The sequence below is a fragment of the Taibaiella lutea genome (assembly GCF_008629695.1).
GTDB lineage: Bacteria > Bacteroidota > Bacteroidia > Chitinophagales > Chitinophagaceae > Taibaiella > Taibaiella lutea.
Genome location: NZ_VWSH01000004.1, coordinates 418,608 through 436,536, shown reverse-complemented (window position 1 = coordinate 436,536; position 17,929 = coordinate 418,608). Strand labels below are relative to the sequence as shown.

Genomic DNA, 17,929 nt, shown 5'->3' with positions numbered 1-17,929 from the left:
ACTGCATTTTTTTACAGGACAAAATTTTTAAACCCCGATGGAATTACAAGTAATTCAACAAAGAATTTATGAGATACGAGGACAGAAAGTAATGCTTGATTTTGATTTAGCTGTGTTGTATGAAGTAGAAACTAAAGTTTTTAATCAGGCGGTAAAGCGAAATAATGACTTATTTCCTGAAGACTTCATGTTTCGGCTTACAAAAGAAGAATTTCAAGACTTGAGGTCACAATTTGTGACCTCAAAGCACGGTGGAACCAGATATTTACCATTTGCTTTTACAGAACATGGCGTAACTATGTTGGCAAGCGTTCTGAAAAGCGAAAAGGCGCGAAAGATGAATATTGCGATTGTCCGGGCTTTTATAGCATTGCGCAAAATGGCAATTCAATATGCTGATGTAATTGAACAAATTGCACAGATTAAAGAACGTGTTTCCAATCATGATGCTCAGTTGAATCAGATTTATGATGCTATTGAAAATTTATTGGATGATGAAGTCGCAAAAGAATTACCAAAAGAAAGAACACCAATTGGCTTTAAAACAAAAGGAAACTGAATTTTTAATTTTTAATTTTTAATTTTTAATTTTTAATTGAATTTACAAGAAACATTTAAGGGTAAACGCGTTTTCCTTACCGGACATACCGGTTTTAAGGGAAGTTGGCTTTTACAGATACTACATCATTTCGGTGCAATAGTAAAAGGCTATGCTTTGGCTCCTGAAAATGATAATGATTTATATAATCAGATTGAAGGAGACAAACTTTGTTATGCCTCTGTTATTGCCGATTTGAAGGATGCGCATTTATTGAAAGGAGAAATGGTGCGCTTCGAGCCTGATTTTGTCTTTCATCTGGCAGCGCAGCCTTTGGTGCGTTACAGCTATGAACATCCTGTTACGACTTTCGAAACAAATGTAATGGGAACCATTCATGTATTGGAAGCCATGCGTAGCTTGCAAAAGCCATGTGTAGGCATCATGGTTACAACAGATAAGGTTTATGAAAATAATGAATCAGGCAATGCGTTTAATGAAGACGAAAAACTGGGCGGCTACGATCCGTATTCCGCAAGTAAAGCTGCCTGTGAGATAGCCATTGCATCTTACAGGAATTCTTTTTTTAATCCTTCAAAATACCATGAGCATCAAAAATCGATAGCTTCTGTACGTGCAGGTAATGTGATAGGTGGCGGCGACTTTGCAGCAGATAGAATTATTCCGGACATTGTTCGTGCTATCGAGCATAATGAAGATGTGGTATTGCGTAATCCCAAAGCTGTAAGGCCCTGGCAACACGTGTTAGAACCACTATTTGTTTATCTGTCTCTGGCAGAAAAAATGTTGGAGGAACCGGTCTCATTGGCAACAGCATTCAATATCGGACCTGAAAAAACAGATATACTGGATGTTGAAACTGTTACCAGGAAATTTATTAATAGCTTTGGTAAAGGCAATTATTCTATTGAACAGAATGCTAATAATCCGCATGAAGCGAATTTGTTGATGCTGGATAATCAGAAGATAAAAGATACATTGGGATGGTCGCCAAAATATGATGCTGCAAAAGCAATACAAGTTACGGCAGACTGGTATGCGAATAAAGAGCAATGCGCCGCTGAAAAATGTTTAGAGCAAATTCAAAACTATATGAACCTTTCCGGTCTTTAGAATTTTGAATTTCAATTTTTTACTTTTTAATTTATAGAATTGAGTACAACCGAAAATACCATACTTGGCCTGAAACTTCCTACCGACCCGCGTTGGGTAGATATCGCTGCCATTTCATTACAGGATATTTTGACTGATCATGCTTTTTGTGAACAAAAAGCAGCAACGCAATTCATTTCGCTGATTCAGAAATATCATGATAAAACGGAATTGGTGGAAGCATTGGCGCCGGTAGTAACAGAAGAGTGGGGGCATTTCAGAATGGTATTGGCCGAATTGAAAAAACGTGGATTGACTTTTGGCAAACAACGAAAGGATGAATACGTAAATTTATTGTTGCAAAATGAGCCTAAAAATATATCAAGCGAAGACAGGTTGTTGCATAAGCTGATGATTTGTGCATTGATAGAAGCCCGTAGCTGTGAGCGTTTCAGGCTTTTAAGCTTGCATATTGAGGAAGAGCCTTTGCGTAACTTCTATCATAAATTCATGATATCTGAAGCAGGCCACTATCGCTTATTTCTGGATATTGCCAAAGTTTATTTTGAAGAAGATTTGGTGCGCAAAACATGGTCTGATTGGCTGCAAATCGAAAAAAATATTTTAAAAGATTTGAAGCCGAGAGGAGACAGGATGCATTGATAAATTCCAGGCTAAAGATTACAAATTACAGCTTAGAAGGGCTGTTTAATAAAGCTTCAGTCATCAATTTTCTAATGTCTAATATCTAATTTCTTACAATCTCAAGAATGAAATCTCTTTTTAAAGAAAAATATAATTCCGGCAATTTTTTTCTGATGGCAGGGCCCTGTGCTATTGAAGGCGAAGAAATTGTAATGCAGATAGCAGAAAGAATTATTGCTATAACTGAAAAGCTTAATATTCCGCTTGTTTTCAAAGGTTCCTATAGAAAGGCTAACAGAACCCGACTGGATAGTTTTACGGGCATTGGCGATGAGAAGGCTTTAAAAATACTGGCAAAAGTTCGCGATACATTCGGTGTGCCTGTTGTTACTGATATTCATGCAGCCAACGAAGCTGAAATGGCTGCGGCTTATGTCGATGTTTTGCAGATCCCTGCATTCCTTTGTCGCCAGACAGATATATTAGTTGCTGCGGCAAATACAGGCAAATATGTCAATGTAAAAAAAGGACAATTCCTTGCACCTGAATCCATGCAATTTGCAGTTGATAAAATTCAGCAAAGCGGCAACGAAAATGTAATACTTACAGACAGAGGTACAACTTTTGGTTATCAGGATTTGGTGGTTGATTACAGAGGGATTCCCATAATGAAAAACATGCAAGTGCCTGTGGTAATGGATTGTACGCACTCTTTACAACAACCGAACCAAACAAGCGGCGTGACAGGCGGTAATCCTGAGATGATCGAAACCATTGCGCGCGCTGCAATTGCTGTTGGCGCAGATGGTTTGTTTATTGAAACGCATCCGGATCCTAAAAATGCCAAATCAGATGGCGCTAACATGCTGCATCTCGACAAACTGCAAGGATTATTGACTAAAATGTGTGTGATCAGAGAAGCAATAATGAAGTTGTAATCGATTTTTTTATTTTCTTCGAAATAAAATAGCTTATTTCGCAAATTGTTGTTGAAAATATACTGAATTAATTTAAAGAATAATGAATATTTCTACGGAAGCTAAACACTATACTTCTTCATTTTATAAAGGACACGAAAAAGGATCTTTTGATTCTGCTATGGCCATATTGCCATTAATTAACAATTTGCTCCATCCTAAATCTGTAATTGACATAGGTTGTGGCATTGGCTTGTGGCTTAAAGTGTGGAAAGATGAATTAGGCGTTTCGGACATTAAAGGTGTCGAAGGTGCTTATGTAAATGAAAAAATGCTGCAAATTCCAAGAGAATATGTTCAGATTCACGATTTAAAAGAACCGCTTAATCTTGGAAGGCGTTATGATTTGGCTAGTACATTGGAAGTTGGGGAACATCTTCCTGCATCTTCGGCCGACCAATTTGTACAAACATTGACCTCTCTGTCTGATGTCGTATTATTTTCTGCGGCATTAACCGGTCAAATCGGAACTTATCATATAAATGAACAACCTCCGGAATATTGGGCAGCTATTTTTGATAAATATGGTTATGAGCCTATTGATTATATACGTCCGTTGGTTTGGAATAAAGAAGAAGTAATGTATTGGTACAGGCAGAATGTTCTATTATTTGTAAAGAAAGATATTATTCCAACATTACCAATTGAACTTGTTAAAGCACATGAAGCAACAAAAGCGGATTGTTTATTAAGAGTGCATCCGGTTCAGTATAAAAGAATATATGACAGACGCAACTGGATACCATTTATCCATTACAGGCTTTATCTGGTTAAGAAATTTTTCAAAGAACGTAATGCATAATCATTATTGTGACGGAAAAACACCTAAAAATCAATTATAAGACCAAATTTAAAAATCAGAGCCAGTAAATGAAACGTTTGTTTATTCATATTGTTAAATCTACATTGCCCTTTTCCCTCAGAGTTGAACTAAGAAAATTGAATTGGAAAAGCAGATATTATTTACAATCTATTGCACATTCTACAAAAGAAAAGGTTTTCTGCCCCATTGAAGAAAAAGAATACAATTGTTTTATACCTGAGACGAAAGGAGTATGGAGTTCTTTAATCTCACCAGGTAATGGTGCAAGAAGCAGGCATCGGTTAATCTGGCTTTATTTGAAGAAAAACACAAATATTTTTTCCGGCGATTGTTCTCTGTTGCACATTGCGCCTGAATTCTGTTATTACGGAATTTTGAAAAGCCTCCCAAAGCTACATTATATGCCCGGTGATAAAATGGTAGAAGGTTATGGTAAACAATCGGGCGTTGCTTATATGGATTTATTAGATCTTAAATTAGATGATAACTCCATCGATTATGTTCTTTGTAATCAAGTATTAGAACATATTCCGGATGACAGGACGGCAATGAAAGAAATATACAGGGTTTTAAAACCCGGAGCAACAGCAATAATTACGGTACCTATTGACGAAAATATATCTGCCACTTATGAAGATTTCTCCATTACAAGTCCGGCAGAAAGAGAAAAACACTTCGGTCAATGGGATCATGTAAGGTGGTATGCAAAAGACATTACTGAAAGATTTAAAGAAGCAGGGTTCAAAAATGTAGAATTGGTAAGATTCGGAGAACAATTCTCAGAAGCAGATTATAAAAAATATGGTTTATGTGAAGACCTTATATTGGTTGCAAAAAAATAAATATTAATACCACAATCTTGCATTATTACTCTTAAGGTATTGAAGAGATTTTTCAGAAATGGGGAATCTCTTTTCTGTTTTAGGGATATTTAAAATCTTACTCAAAATGGCAAACATACCATTTATGTTAAAGCCGGTTTTCTTTAGATACTCAAGGCTCCACATAAATGCAGTACTGTAAAAATACTTTTTGGGCAGATATCTCCAGGCGACTTTCGATTTGTTTAGCCACATCATTCCAAGTTTTGTTGCATTAGAAACCCTTCCTGTTGGCGACTCTTTATGAAGCACCTTTACCGAATCGTCGTAAGCCAATGTATAGCCGGTATCCAATACACGATAGCTTAAATCATATTCTTCCATGCCATAAAAAAAATCTTCAGGGTAAAATCCGGTTTTATCAAATAATTCCCGTTTCATTAAGTGAGCAGCGCCTGTAAAGTAATAAGTAAAAAACCAATGTTTGTCTTTATAGTTTTCAATATCCTTATGTGGAAATGCAGAAAGTTGCCGCTCATTAGTATCGTAGTAAAATATATTCAACGTGATAACAGCTGTATTATTCTCAATAAATCTTGGCTGAGAAAACAAAGCCGCAACTGTTTCAATTGCATCCTTTTTCTCGAAAACTACATCATCATCCAAGACTAACAGAAAATCACCTTTTGCCTTTTTTATTAAGAAATTTCTGCCCCCTGCCACACCTAAGTTTTTATCGTGAACAACGTACTGGACAGGTAATTCAGGGTGGTTGGAAATAAATTTTTCTACGGTAATATAAGATTCTGTAGAGGCATTATTAAGTAGTAAAATTTCCTTGACATGATGTAGTCTGTTTTGTTGCTCATTCAAATTTTCCAATAATGCCAATGTATCGATTGGGCGGTTGTAAGTAATAATTAAAATGCTTAATGCTGCCATAAATTTTCACGTCATTTATCGCCCCGAAAATACGAGTATTTGGCTAAGTAAAACTATAGTAACCCTCTTGTTTTATCTGAATTGGTTTAATTAATGAGTCTGTTTGCTTCTTAATGGTCCGTTATTTTTAAAATTATTTTGATTAAATAGTCCTGAACCTTCTATGTTTGTACTGCTTTAAAGATATTTGTATGCCATGTATAGATTTAAGTTGATTTTCGGATTACTCCTGCTATTAGTTTTGAGTATAGATAATTTAGTTTCGGCGCAAAGCATAAGAGCCGATGAAAATCCTGTATTCAACGGAGAAAAGAAATTTACAGCCGGTATTGCAGTAGGGGCTAATCTCTCCCAGGTCGACGGTGACGGGCTAAGCGGTTTCAGTAAAATCGGTTTTAACGCCGGTCCGGTAGTAAATGTACGCTTCAACGAAAAAGTAGCATTAGGTTTTGAATTGCTATACTCTCAGAAAGGCAGTAAAAGCATCGGCGCCGGATATTCTCCTTCTTCAGGCAGCTACTTCGGACGATATTCCATTAAGGTTAATTATGCTGAAGTCCCTTTAATTCTTTACTATTATCTGCAACCGAAATATCAGTTTGGTATCGGTGCTTCTTACAACGTCCTGATAAATAGCAAAGAGCAATATGATGATGGGTTGAATCCTGTTGTACCATTTGATGAAACACTTTATTCTTTCAACAAAAGCAATATAGATGCATTGATTAGCGGAAGTATGGTGCTTTGGCAAGGGTTAGTGTTACAGGCACGCTATCAATATTCATTAACTCCAATACGTGATTTCGATAAAGTTCCTCCGGGTTTTGGCGGCGATAATGAAAAGAACAATTTCTTTGCTATAAGATTAATGTATTTATTTTAAAAAGAAAATGGCAACCATTTTTATGACTGCCATTTTTAAATAATTACATTGCGTTATTTTAAACACCAAACTGGTTCAAATGATGATCCAGATGTTTATAGAACATATTGTTCCATTGGTTCGAACTTAGCTTTCCAAAAGAATTTGATTCTTTTTGTTCAAAATGTGCGGCGCCTAATTGCTGTGTTCGCTGAATATAATCTGTAAGTCTTTTTTGTTCTTTATGAAAATCTTTATCCTCTTTTATTAAAAATACAGGAGCTGTAGGATTGTTAGGCTTATATGGTTTTTCACTTATTACAATATTCTTTACGAATGTCCTCAATAAAAATTTCTGAAACCCTTTTGGTTTCGGGTGAATATTCTCATAAATCATCTCATAAGTAACAGAGCAATGCGCCAGCATCTGCGACACAGTCATTTTTCCCCATTGCCTTTGAGTATCAGGCGTAAGCTTATAAATTCTGTCAATGATTTCCTGTGTAACCTCAGGCGCAAAAACATTTTTCATTACTGTCTTAATTTCTAAAAATTATATTATTTATTCAGAAGCGCTTCCGCTATGTTGCGATCATTACTAAGTCTCGGCGTTTTATTCTGGCCTCCTAATTTTCCAACGGACTTCATGTAATCTATAAACGCATTCTTTTGTAATGGCCTTATTTTTAATGGTTGTAAAATATTTCCTCTTATCAGGTCATCATAATAGATATTTTTGGTTCTTACCATTTCATCAAGGTCTGCTGCAAAGCGGGAAAGATTATCAGGTGTCTGCTCAAATTCCACAAACCATTCATGATAAGGTAACTCATCTTGTGTTTGTATCATTGGAGCAACAGTAAACTCCACAATATTTGCGTTGTATTTTTCTGCTATTGCCTTCATAGATTGTTCTACTTCTTCAGCAATTACATGTTCTCCGAACGCAGAAATAAAATGCTTTGTTCTGCCTGTAACAACAATACGATAAGGATCGAGGCTTACGAATTTTATCGTATCACCGATGTTATAACCCCATAAACCGGCATTACTATTAACGATTAAGGCATAATTTTCACCAAGCTTAACATCGCTTAATGAAAGCCTTGTCGGATTTTCATTGAATATTTCCAAAGCAGGAATAAATTCAAAAAAAATGCCTGAATTAGTGTTGAGCAATAGTCCCTCTTTATCTAAAGTATCCTGAAAAGCAAAAAAGCCTTCAGATGCAGGAAATGTTTCAACAGTATCTATTTTAGCGCCTATTGTATCGAATAGTTTTGTTTTGTAAGGCTCGAAATTCACACCGCCATGTACCAGTAATTGCAGATTGGGGAAAAGCTCTTTGATTTTTTTTCCATCCGAACGTTCTGCAAGCCAGTCAAAATACATTTGCATCCACGGTGGAATACCGCTGATGAGTGTCATATCTTTACCCAGGGTTTGTGTTACTATCTTATCCAATTTTGTTTCCCAGTCTTCAATGCAATTGGTTTCAAAATCAGGCATCTGGTTTTTGCGAAGGTAGCCGGGTACATGATGGTTTACGATACCACTTAATCTTCCCGTCGGAATGCCTGCAATTCTTTCCAGTGTTGGTGAACCTGAAAGAAAAATCATTTTTCCGTCAGCAAATGCAGTGTTGCCACTTTCCACCATATAACAAAGCAAAGCATTTTTTGCTGTATCAATATGATTCCCAATGGAATCGCTTGAAATAGGAATGTATTTTACGCCGCTTGTGGTACCGCTGGTTTTGGCAAAATAAAGAGGTTTGCCTTTCCATAAAACGTTTTGTTTGCCTTCTTTTATTTGTTCAATATAAGGGCTGATAGCTTCGTAATCACGGATGGGAATAGCCTGAATAAATTCTGCGTAGGTTTTTACATTCTTTAAATTATGGTCATTTCCAAAAATGGTCTTGCTCCCGTTTTTGAGTAAGTTCTGTAAAATATAGTTTTGATCTGCAACTGCCGTTTGCATTGATTTTTGAATACGCTTGTGAACAATCGCTGCATACGGCTTTGCCAGAAATGATTTTATCTTCATTAAATTAGTTAAATTAACTGAAAACAAAGATAGCGTAAGATGTCCAAACGGAAAATGTCCCGTAGGTTAAATATGAAACCGGACTTTTCTTGTAATGTAATTGGGTCGTCTTTCTCTATTCGTTTTGATAAACCTTTTATGTAGGAATATTAAAATTCACTTTAAATAATTGGTTTTTTGGATAAATCAAATAAATCAAACAAAAGATAGATATTCCATTTTCTTGCCTAATATTTTTTCATCGTCGGCGCCCAACCAGTTTTTAAGCACGGTTGCATAAACGCTTTTGAAATCCACTTTATATTTAAGATCACCGGCATCCAGGTCTTCAAGGTCCGGCATGTTATTGAGCAATCCTTTTTGCTTTAATCCACCACCCACGAAAAACATATTATTGGCTGTGCCATGGTCAGTGCCTTTACTTGCGTTCTGACTTACTCTTCTTCCAAATTCACTGAAAGTAAAAAGCAAGACATCTTCAAACTTGTTATTAGCTTTCAGGTCATTGGTGAAAGCTTCAATGGCATCATTAATTTGCTTGAATAAACCTGCTTGTCTGCCAATTTGATCTACATGCGTATCAAAGCTACCGATGCTTACGTAATAAATCTGAGTGTTAGCATCTGACAATATCAGGGAAGAAATAGTCTTCATGCTTTTGCCTAATTGTGTATTAGGATAAGTTGCGGTAGTTTTCTTTGAATTGCTTTTTTCAAAAATATAAGAAGCACTGCTTTGTGTCGCTGCCATTGTCTTATATAAATAATCAACAGGGCTTTCATGTTCTATACTATGAAGGTCATGTTGATACATTTTTGTCAAAGACTTTAAAAATGCATCTTTACTATTGTTGAGTAACCGCGCAGGATCTTTTGCTGCCAATGCTTTTTGAGATACACCTCTCCCTGCCATACTTAAGGTGTCATCGAATTCCAAAGCAGTTGTGAGCATTTCGCAATCCATACATTGTTCATCGAGATAACGTCCTATCCATCCTGTTTGCAGATATTTATTGCTGTCGCTTGCGCTTTGCCAAATATCCATACTTCTGAAATGGCTTCTGTCAGGAACCGGATAACCAACACTATTCAAAATTCCAAGATTTCCTTCATCATATAAAGATTTGAAAAATGAAAGCTCGCTGTGTATTCCGACTTCATCTGTAAGCGTCAACATTTTGTCCTTTTGTAATCCTATTACAGGCCTGGATTTGTAATATATGTCGTTGGAGAAAGGAATAACGGTATTGAGGCCATCATTTCCTCCGCTTAATTGCAAAACAACTAAAACCTTATTCCCTTTTGGCACAGTCGCATTTTCATCTTGTGCCATTGCATTTAAAAATTTAGGAACAAAAAGAGAGGCTGTTGCCAATGAGCTTAATTTTATAAAACTTCTTCTTTTAATGTGCATAGTTCTTTGTAATGAAAGATTAACATAATTGGTATTCAGGTGTGCTCATAAGCTCAATCGTAATTCTTCTTGTAAATTGAATCAGATCCTCGTCCGTTTTATCACCCATAATTACAGCATCATCTATTTTATTATCAGGCGTTTGTATCAGAAGGCTTTTCATTTTTTGCAGTACAGCAGTTTTATCTTTTTCGCCAATAGCTTTTAATAATTTGCTCCAGTCAACACTTGCCAATATCTGATAACCACCTGACTTTTTTTTCTTCGGCCCGATTTGTAAATATTCTTTTTGACCCATTTGTACATCATCATCTGTTTTCGGCTTCAAGTCCAATGTTTCATCATTTTTAATCAAAGAAGGGATTTTTAAACGAAGCATTAAACTGGAACTATCAATCCAGGCCTTTTCTCCCGCCCATCCCGCCACATTGGGCGGATTAAACAACCATTGTCCCAGCAGTCGTTCCAATACTATTTGTACCTCCTCATTTTGCAAGGTCATGGGTAAAAATCTTCTGATTCCACCTATGTAGACGACCGGCGATTTGATCTGGATGCCTATATTGCTTTCATTATAAAACCAATCGCTTGAAAAAATATCTTCCATTAAAAGGCTTATATTGTAATCGTTTTTGTAAAAACGATCAGAGAGCCACTGAATAGCCGAAGCATCTATATTTTCATTTACAAAAAAGCGATAAAGTCTTTGTGAGATGAATACCGCCGTTTGTTTTTGTTTTAAAATAATATCAATAGCGTCATCACCATTGAAATTTCCTGTTTCTCCCAGAAAAGTTTTATTTCCGGTATCGTGTATCTTTTCATTGAAAAAGAACCCTGCTCCTGTTTTCACCTGCCAGCCTGTAAAAGCTCTTGCAATTTCCTTTACATCGTTTTCGGTATAATTACCTCTGCCCAATGTGAAAAGCTCCATTACTTCTCTCCCGAAATTTTCATTTGGGTGTTTCTTGCTGTTCTGTTGATTATTAAGGAAAAGAATCATGGCAGAGCTTTTACTTACTTCCTTCAATAAAATTCTGAAATCACCCAAAGCATTATTTCTGATTATCGACAATAATTCTTCTTCATACATGCTGTTATTAACATTGCAGGCAAAATGCCCATGCCAGAATAAGGCTATTTTTTCTCTTAATATTGCCTTGGAATAAACCATTTCATGCATCCAGTCAATACTTAATTGTTGGATATCTTTACCACTTTGCATCCTTATTGCCTTTCCTTTAGGCTTGTTCATTTCTGAGAACATTTCTTTTGACATATCCCCACGTTCATCAGGATTCATAGACTTCAAAGTATTTTCCACAAAAGGATCCTGGACTTCCAATGGCTGTATTGTATCCTGTGATGCCTTGATGATTTCTTTGAGAAATTTATTATTGTTTTTGTCAAGGTGCGGAATGTCGTCTATTGATACTCCAAAACCTGCACGTGAAAGCAAGTGTTGATTCTTTATCCTGTTAGAAAGACTCATGTTGGTATAATTGGTTAATATTCTATTTTAGATGATAGAATATTCTGTTGGTTAAATCGGGAAAAGTTAAATTTAGGAGGATAAGCTAAAACAGGAAGTCAATGATTTGTGAATGATTCTAAAATAAGAGATGATTAAGAAATGATAATTCCCAATATGAGTTTTTATTTTAAAATTCCGGAACATATAATTTGAGATGCCCCCATTTTCCGTTAAACTTGCACATTAAAACTTTGAAACAGGAACGTACCAGATGGACTTTTTATATTGGCTGCTTTGTATTTTAATTGGAATAATACCTGCCTGGTTGGTTTTTCGTAGCGACCGTAAAAAGAATATCTCTATAAAATGGTTGCCTGCAATACTGCGTTTTCTTACTTTTTTTCTTACAGCCGCATTATTATTCGCACCTGCATTTTCCACAACAAAAACGGAAGAAGAAAAGCCTTTATTGATCTGGCTACAAGACAATTCAAGTTCTATAAAAGGAGCTTTGGGTAAAGATTCCGTTGCTTATCTTACAAAGACAAACAGTCTGTGGAATAGTTGGAAGGATAATTATACTGTAGTTCCTATGGCTTTTGGCAGTGATTTGAATAAGGATAGTTTGTATCATTTCAATAAATCAGGAACAGATATTGCAAATGCTTTGCAACAGGTTGTTTCCCAATATCAGGACAGAAATATAGGTGCCGTTATTCTTGCAAGCGATGGTGTGTTTAATGAAGGACTCAACCCTTTATTTGCACCGTTAGGTAATAGTTTTCCGATTTATTCCCTTGCTTTGGGCGATAGCACTTTGCCTGTTGATTTGAGCATCAGCCATATATATGCCAATAAATCAGTTGCGCTTAACAGCAAATTTGAAATAATAGTAGATGTACGTGCCGAAAAACTTGCAGACAAGACTACCGCGTTAAGCCTTGTTCATAACGGCAGCACAATAAATACAACTCCGGTCAAGATAAACAAAGACAGATTTACCACAACATTAAGATTTGAGGTAAAGGCCGATGTGAAAGGCTTTCAACGTTATACAGTATTGCTACCTGTACAAACAGATGAGCCGAATGTCACAAATAACAGAATGGATTTTTTTGTTAATGTAATAGATGAAGAAACAAAAGTTTTGATCATGGCTGCCGCTCCGCATCCCGATGTCGCTGCTATAAAAGATGCCTTGATAAATGTTCCACAATATAAAGTTTCAGTAGATGTTACTGGAAATGTGCCTGCTGATATTGCTAATTATAATCTGGTGGTATTACATCAGGTTACAGGCAGTCCCGCTTTACAAAAAGCTTTGGAACAAATGCCCGTCTGGTTTATTTTAGGCAATCAAACCAACCTTACTGCTTTTAATCAAATGCAGTCGGTTATGAAAATTAACGGAGGTGGTAACCCAAATCCTGCTCTGCCGGAACTAAATGCGACCTTTAATTATTTCTCATTACCTGTAAGTATCAAAGATGTGATTGCCAGGATGCCACCACTTCAGGCTCCTTATGGTAATTATGCCACCGGAGCAGGAACGCAAGTGTTGATGCAGCAGAAAATAGGAAGTGTTGTAACTAATTATCCTCTATGGATTTTTCAGACTGGTGCTGTGCCACATGCCGTGCTTTGCGGTGAAGGCATCTGGCGCTGGCGTTTGTATGAATATAAAAATTCCGGCAAGCATGAAGTTGTCGATGAATTAATTCGCCAGACAGTAAGTTTATTATCCGTAAAGAAAGATAACAGATCTTTTAAAGTCTTTATGGATAAGTATATTTTAAGCGATAATGAATCCGTCCGCCTGTATGCCGAATTGCGCAATGATAATGGAGAATTGATAAACACACCTGAAGTTTCCATAACTATAACCGATTCTTTGAAACATGCATTGAAATATAAATTTGAGAAGGATGATAACAGTTATATGCTCAATGTAGGTTTGTTGGCTCCCGGCAATTATAGCTATACCGGGAATGTGAATTATAACGGCAGAAGTTATGTTTCTGAAGGTTCCTTTATTGTAGAATCTGTACCGTTGGAGCAATTGAGAACTTATGCTGATTTTGATTTAATGTATAAATTGTCAAAGCAAAGTGGTGGGAGCTTTTTTACTTTTAATACCATGCTTTCGATAACAGACAGCCTGAAACAAAACGCATTGATAAAACCTGTTATCCATACTGAAAAGACTTTTGTATCGTTAATTGACAAAAGATGGTTATTTATAATAATTTTGCTGATTGTTGCAACAGAATGGCTTTTGAGAAAATATTGGAATTTGTAGATGAATCATTCCGTTACCTGCAATTCAAAGTATATTTGCACCAGCCCGGAAAATTATTAAGATAGTGTGATTTTGATATTGACATCAGACAAATTCAGATTTGAGTCCGATGTTTTTACTTTTTAATTTGGATTTACATATTGATATGTTTAAAAGAATTTCACTTTTAATTTTACTTTTTACTGCAACACTTGCCAATGCGCAGGATGGGCCATGGACTTTGCAAAAAACTATTCAATATGCCTTGGAAAATAATATTGACATCAAGCAAAATGTATTGAATGAAAGATTGGCTGCTTTACAATTGCAACAAAGTAAACTTTCCCAATTGCCTAATGCATCCATTAATACGGATGTAGGCAGAAGCTACGGACGTTCTGTTGATCCTACCACCAACTTGTTTATCAATCAGGGATATTCTTTTTTCGGATTAAACGGAAATGTAGATGTATTGCTTTTCGGATGGTTTCAAAAACGTTCTACGATTGCACAAAATAATTTGCTGAATAAAGCTGCTACGGCTGATCTGGACCAATTGAAAGATGATGTTTCATTAAATGTTGCGACAGCTTTCCTGAGAATCCTTATGACTAAAGAGCAGATTACTATTCAGGAAGGCCAATTGCTTTACAGTAATAAGCAAAAAGATCAGACTAAATCTTTTGTTGAATCCGGTCGGTCGCCTGATTTGGATTTGGCACAAATGGAGGCACAGGTTGCAACAGACAGCTCTGCTTATTATACTGCCATAGCCAATTATCAACAGGCTATTTTAGATATGAAGGCCATAATGAATTTTGATATTGCAGCGCCTTTTGACGTAATAGCCCCTCAAGTAGAAGATTTGCCATTGAATGAAATATCGTCTGTCAATCCTGAAGATGTGTATTTAAGCGCACAAAATCATTTCGGTTCCGTGAAAAGCAGCCAGTTAAAATTAGACGCTGCAAAAAAAGGTCTGGATGTAAATAAAGGAGCCTTATATCCTCAGTTATCTGCAACCGGGCAATTCGGAACGAATTATGCTTCTACATTAAAGGAACTGACCAGTGCCAATATTACCGGCAGCCAACCTAACGGTGATTTCATTAGTGTAAATAACCAGGTTGTGCCTGTTCTTACACCAACTTATGATTACCTGACCAGAACTACGCCTTTTGGAAGTCAATTCAGCAATAACTTTCGCCATACTTATGCGCTCACTTTATCTGTTCCTTTATTTAACGGATGGAATACGCGAACTGCTATAAGCCGTTCTAAAATTGACATTGCGAGTAAAAATTATGCGTTGGAAAGCACTAAACTAAAATTGAAACAGGATGTTTATAAGGCATATTATGATGCTAAAGTATCAGTACAAAAATACTACGCATCAAAGAAGGCAGATGAAGCATCGGAAAGAGCGTATAACTATGCACAGCAGCGTTACGAATTAGGCCTTATGAATGCGGTAGAATTATTGACAACACAGAATAATTCTTTGAAAGCTAAGTCTGAAGCGCTTTCAGCTAAATATGACATGGTTTTTAAGTTGAAAGTCATTGATTATTATTTGGGCAAGGAAATCAAATTATAATTACCTTTTTCATTAATTCATTATTGCCACATCTTTAATTTTTGTTCAAATAAAACCGGAATTTTACTTTCGTAGGTAAATCTAAACCAGGCATGAAGGATACACTTTTAAAAGCAATAAATGAAGCCGGAAACCTGATGAAGGAAAGCTTCAACGGTGTTTTTAAAATTACACATAAAGAAGGCATTAATAATCTTGTAACAGAAGTGGATCAGGCTTGCGAGCGATTGATTACAAAGATTATTAAGGAAAAATTTCCCGATCATGGCATTGTAGGTGAAGAATATGGGGAGCACGATATGCAAGCCAGGTATAAATGGATTGTCGATCCAATTGACGGCACCGTAAACTTTGCACATGGTGTTCCGCTTTGTTGCGTCAGCATAGGCCTGATGGACGGTAATACCATGATTATGGGAGCTGTCTATAATCCATTAATGAATGAATTGTTTTTTGCAGAAAAAGGTAAAGGTGCATTTCTTAATGACAACCCTATTCGTGTTTCTAAAAACCGTGAGTTGGAGAGAGCTTTTCTGGTAACAGGTTTTCCATATCATTTCCCAATCGGTAAAAATCCGTTCAGCATTTTTGAAAGATTAGTCACAAGCGGTATTCCTGTTCGCAGACTGGGGTCAGCAGCTTTGGATTTATGCTGGGTGGCCTGTGGTCGTTTTGATGGTTTCTGGGAATACAATTTAAACCCATGGGATGTTGCGGCAGGCTATTTAATTGTTGAAGAAGCCGGAGGAACAGTCACTGATTTTTACAATAAAACCAATTCCATCTGGGATAAGGAAACTTTGGCTACCAACGGCCTTATTCATGAAGATTTAAGGGCAGAAATTATTGCTTGATAAAAATGCTTATTTTTTTGAAAAACAATAAACTTTAAATTTATTATCTCATATCCGGTATCTAATATTTCATATCTAAACGTCTAATATATAGCAACTAATGTCTAATGTAAATATCATTAATCAAAGTCATCATCCATTGCCCAAGTATCAAACATCCGGTTCTGCCGGCATGGATTTATGTGCGTTTATAACAGAAACCATTACATTGCAACCTTTGGAACGGACATTGATTCCGACAGGTTTATTTATTGAATTGCCGCATTCCTACGAAGCTCAGATTCGTCCACGTAGCGGCATGGCTGTAAAGAAAGGCATCACTGTTATTAATTCACCCGGTACCATCGACAGCGATTACCGTGGTGAAATTAAAATTCCGATTGTTAATCTTTCCGGCGAAGTACAAACTATTGAAGATGGAGAAAGAGTGGCACAAATGGTTATTGCAAAGCACGAAACAATTGCCTGGAATGAAGTGGCTGAACTGAATGAAACCGTAAGAGGAGCCGGTGGCTTTGGTCATACAGGAACAGTATAATATTAAACCGAAAATTACTTCATAAATCTTCAGATGAAAAGGATTGCGCTATTAACTTCCGGTGGTGATGCTCCGGGTATGAATGCAGCTATCAGGGCGGTGGTTCGTACAGCCTTGTATCACAATTTAGAGGTCTATGGCATTCGCCGTGGTTACCAGGGAATGATAGAAGGTGATATTTTCAGGATGGAAACGACTTCGGTTTCCAACATCATGCAAAGAGGCGGCACTATTCTTAAAACCGCAAGGAGCAAGGAGTTTATGACGCCTGAAGGCAGAAAGAAAGCCTATCAGCAATTACAGAAAAATGGTATAGAAGGTTTGATTTTGATTGGAGGTGACGGTACTTTTAAAGGTGCAAATGTTTTCTTTAAGGAATATTCTTTGCCTGCTATCGGTATTCCGGGGACAATTGATAATGATATTGCAGGTACGGACTATACGCTTGGGTTTGATACCGCGGTAAACACTGCGGTAGAAGCCATCGATAAAATAAGAGATACGGCAGAAGCTCATGATCGCATGTTTGTAGTAGAAGTAATGGGGCGTGATGCGGGTTATATTGCTTTGAACAGCGGGATAGCGTGCGGAGCGGAAGATATTCTGGTTCCGGAAGAGATTACGAATTTTATCAACATCATGAAAAGGATAAGCAGTGATAAGCGCAGGAAAAAGCTGGTAAATATTATTGTAGTGGCAGAAGGAGATGAATTGGGCGGAGCTGCTGCAGTTAAAGCTAAAATTTTGGAAGCTTTTCCTGAAATCGATGTACGCGCTACTATTCTCGGGCATATTCAACGTGGCGGTTCTCCCAGTTATTTCGATAGGGTACAGGCAAGCCGTATGGGTTATGAAGCCGTAAACGCAATAATGGCAGGAGAAACGCAGGTAATGATTGGATTGAAAAATCAGGAAATAATTCACACACCATTCGAAAAAGCCATTAAAGAACATGCGCCGCTGAATTTGAAGATGATGGAAATGGCCAGGATATTGGCTTCATAA

Annotated in this window: 17 protein-coding genes; 12 read left to right on the top strand and 5 right to left on the bottom strand. The window is 36.7% G+C overall.

The genetic code is table 11. The features are described from left to right. Positions 1 to 37 precede the first annotated feature (37 nt). From F0919_RS16750 to F0919_RS16725, 6 genes are all read left to right on the top strand, one after another. Complete coding sequence (locus tag F0919_RS16750; RefSeq protein WP_150033940.1) at positions 38 to 559, top strand: ORF6N domain-containing protein; 522 nt, start codon at positions 38 to 40, stop codon at positions 557 to 559. Between the two features lie 36 nt (positions 560 to 595). After that, entirely contained in the window at positions 596 to 1,672 is a 1,077-nt protein-coding gene (rfbG, locus tag F0919_RS16745) for a CDP-glucose 4,6-dehydratase (protein ID WP_150033939.1), read from the top strand. 39 nt (positions 1,673 to 1,711) lie between these two features. After that, a complete protein-coding gene (miaE, locus tag F0919_RS16740; RefSeq protein ID WP_150033938.1) occupies positions 1,712 to 2,314 on the top strand; it encodes a tRNA-(ms[2]io[6]A)-hydroxylase in 603 nt (200 codons plus the stop codon). Between the two features lie 107 nt (positions 2,315 to 2,421). After that, a complete protein-coding gene (gene kdsA, locus F0919_RS16735) occupies positions 2,422 to 3,234 on the top strand; it encodes a 3-deoxy-8-phosphooctulonate synthase (RefSeq protein WP_150033937.1) in 813 nt (270 codons plus the stop codon). Between the two features lie 82 nt (positions 3,235 to 3,316). Further along, a complete protein-coding gene (locus F0919_RS16730; protein WP_150033936.1) occupies positions 3,317 to 4,075 on the top strand; it encodes a methyltransferase domain-containing protein in 759 nt (252 codons plus the stop codon). A gap of 68 nt (positions 4,076 to 4,143) precedes the next feature. After that, positions 4,144 to 4,938 (top strand): class I SAM-dependent methyltransferase, encoded by a 795-nt coding sequence (locus F0919_RS16725; protein ID WP_150033935.1) that lies wholly within the window; start codon positions 4,144 to 4,146, stop codon positions 4,936 to 4,938. Positions 4,939 to 4,941: 3 nt separating this feature from the next. Here F0919_RS16725 and F0919_RS16720 read toward each other — a convergent pair whose 3' ends face one another. Continuing rightward, positions 4,942 to 5,859 (bottom strand): glycosyltransferase family 2 protein, encoded by a 918-nt coding sequence (locus F0919_RS16720; RefSeq protein ID WP_150033934.1) that lies wholly within the window; start codon positions 5,857 to 5,859, stop codon positions 4,942 to 4,944. Between the two features lie 196 nt (positions 5,860 to 6,055). Between F0919_RS16720 and F0919_RS16715 the strand changes: the two genes are divergently transcribed. Continuing rightward, on the top strand, positions 6,056 to 6,742 hold the full coding sequence (locus F0919_RS16715; protein WP_150033933.1) for a porin family protein: 687 nt from the start codon (positions 6,056 to 6,058) through the stop codon (positions 6,740 to 6,742). Positions 6,743 to 6,800: 58 nt separating this feature from the next. Here the strand turns inward: F0919_RS16715 and F0919_RS16710 are convergent, their stop codons facing one another. The 4 genes from F0919_RS16710 to F0919_RS16695 all read right to left on the bottom strand — a co-directional run bounded on the left by F0919_RS16710 (position 6,801) and on the right by F0919_RS16695 (position 11,675). After that, on the bottom strand, positions 6,801 to 7,253 hold the full coding sequence (locus F0919_RS16710; protein WP_150033932.1) for a DUF1569 domain-containing protein: 453 nt from the start codon (positions 7,251 to 7,253) through the stop codon (positions 6,801 to 6,803). Between the two features lie 26 nt (positions 7,254 to 7,279). Further along, the gene (locus tag F0919_RS16705; protein ID WP_150033931.1) at positions 7,280 to 8,770 is read right to left on the bottom strand and encodes a GH3 family domain-containing protein; all 1,491 of its coding nucleotides are present in this window, start codon (positions 8,768 to 8,770) and stop codon (positions 7,280 to 7,282) included. Between the two features lie 195 nt (positions 8,771 to 8,965). Then, positions 8,966 to 10,102: a DUF1501 domain-containing protein gene (locus tag F0919_RS16700; RefSeq protein ID WP_235903537.1), complete on the bottom strand. Its 1,137-nt coding sequence runs from the start codon at positions 10,100 to 10,102 to the stop codon at positions 8,966 to 8,968. Positions 10,103 to 10,202: 100 nt separating this feature from the next. After that, entirely contained in the window at positions 10,203 to 11,675 is a 1,473-nt protein-coding gene (locus F0919_RS16695; protein ID WP_150033929.1) for a DUF1800 domain-containing protein, read from the bottom strand. Positions 11,676 to 11,928: 253 nt separating this feature from the next. Between F0919_RS16695 and F0919_RS16690 the strand changes: the two genes are divergently transcribed. From F0919_RS16690 to pfkA, 5 genes are all read left to right on the top strand, one after another. Beyond that, on the top strand, positions 11,929 to 13,956 hold the full coding sequence (locus F0919_RS16690; RefSeq protein WP_150033928.1) for a hypothetical protein: 2,028 nt from the start codon (positions 11,929 to 11,931) through the stop codon (positions 13,954 to 13,956). Between the two features lie 145 nt (positions 13,957 to 14,101). Next, positions 14,102 to 15,532, top strand: coding sequence for a TolC family protein (locus tag F0919_RS16685; RefSeq protein ID WP_190277420.1), 1,431 nt, complete (start codon positions 14,102 to 14,104; stop codon positions 15,530 to 15,532). Positions 15,533 to 15,624: 92 nt separating this feature from the next. Continuing rightward, the gene (locus F0919_RS16680) at positions 15,625 to 16,386 is read left to right on the top strand and encodes an inositol monophosphatase family protein (RefSeq protein ID WP_150033926.1); all 762 of its coding nucleotides are present in this window, start codon (positions 15,625 to 15,627) and stop codon (positions 16,384 to 16,386) included. Positions 16,387 to 16,486: 100 nt separating this feature from the next. Next, the gene (gene dut, locus F0919_RS16675; RefSeq protein WP_150033925.1) at positions 16,487 to 16,924 is read left to right on the top strand and encodes a dUTP diphosphatase; all 438 of its coding nucleotides are present in this window, start codon (positions 16,487 to 16,489) and stop codon (positions 16,922 to 16,924) included. A gap of 33 nt (positions 16,925 to 16,957) precedes the next feature. Continuing rightward, positions 16,958 to 17,929, top strand: coding sequence for a 6-phosphofructokinase (pfkA, locus tag F0919_RS16670; RefSeq protein WP_150033924.1), 972 nt, complete (start codon positions 16,958 to 16,960; stop codon positions 17,927 to 17,929).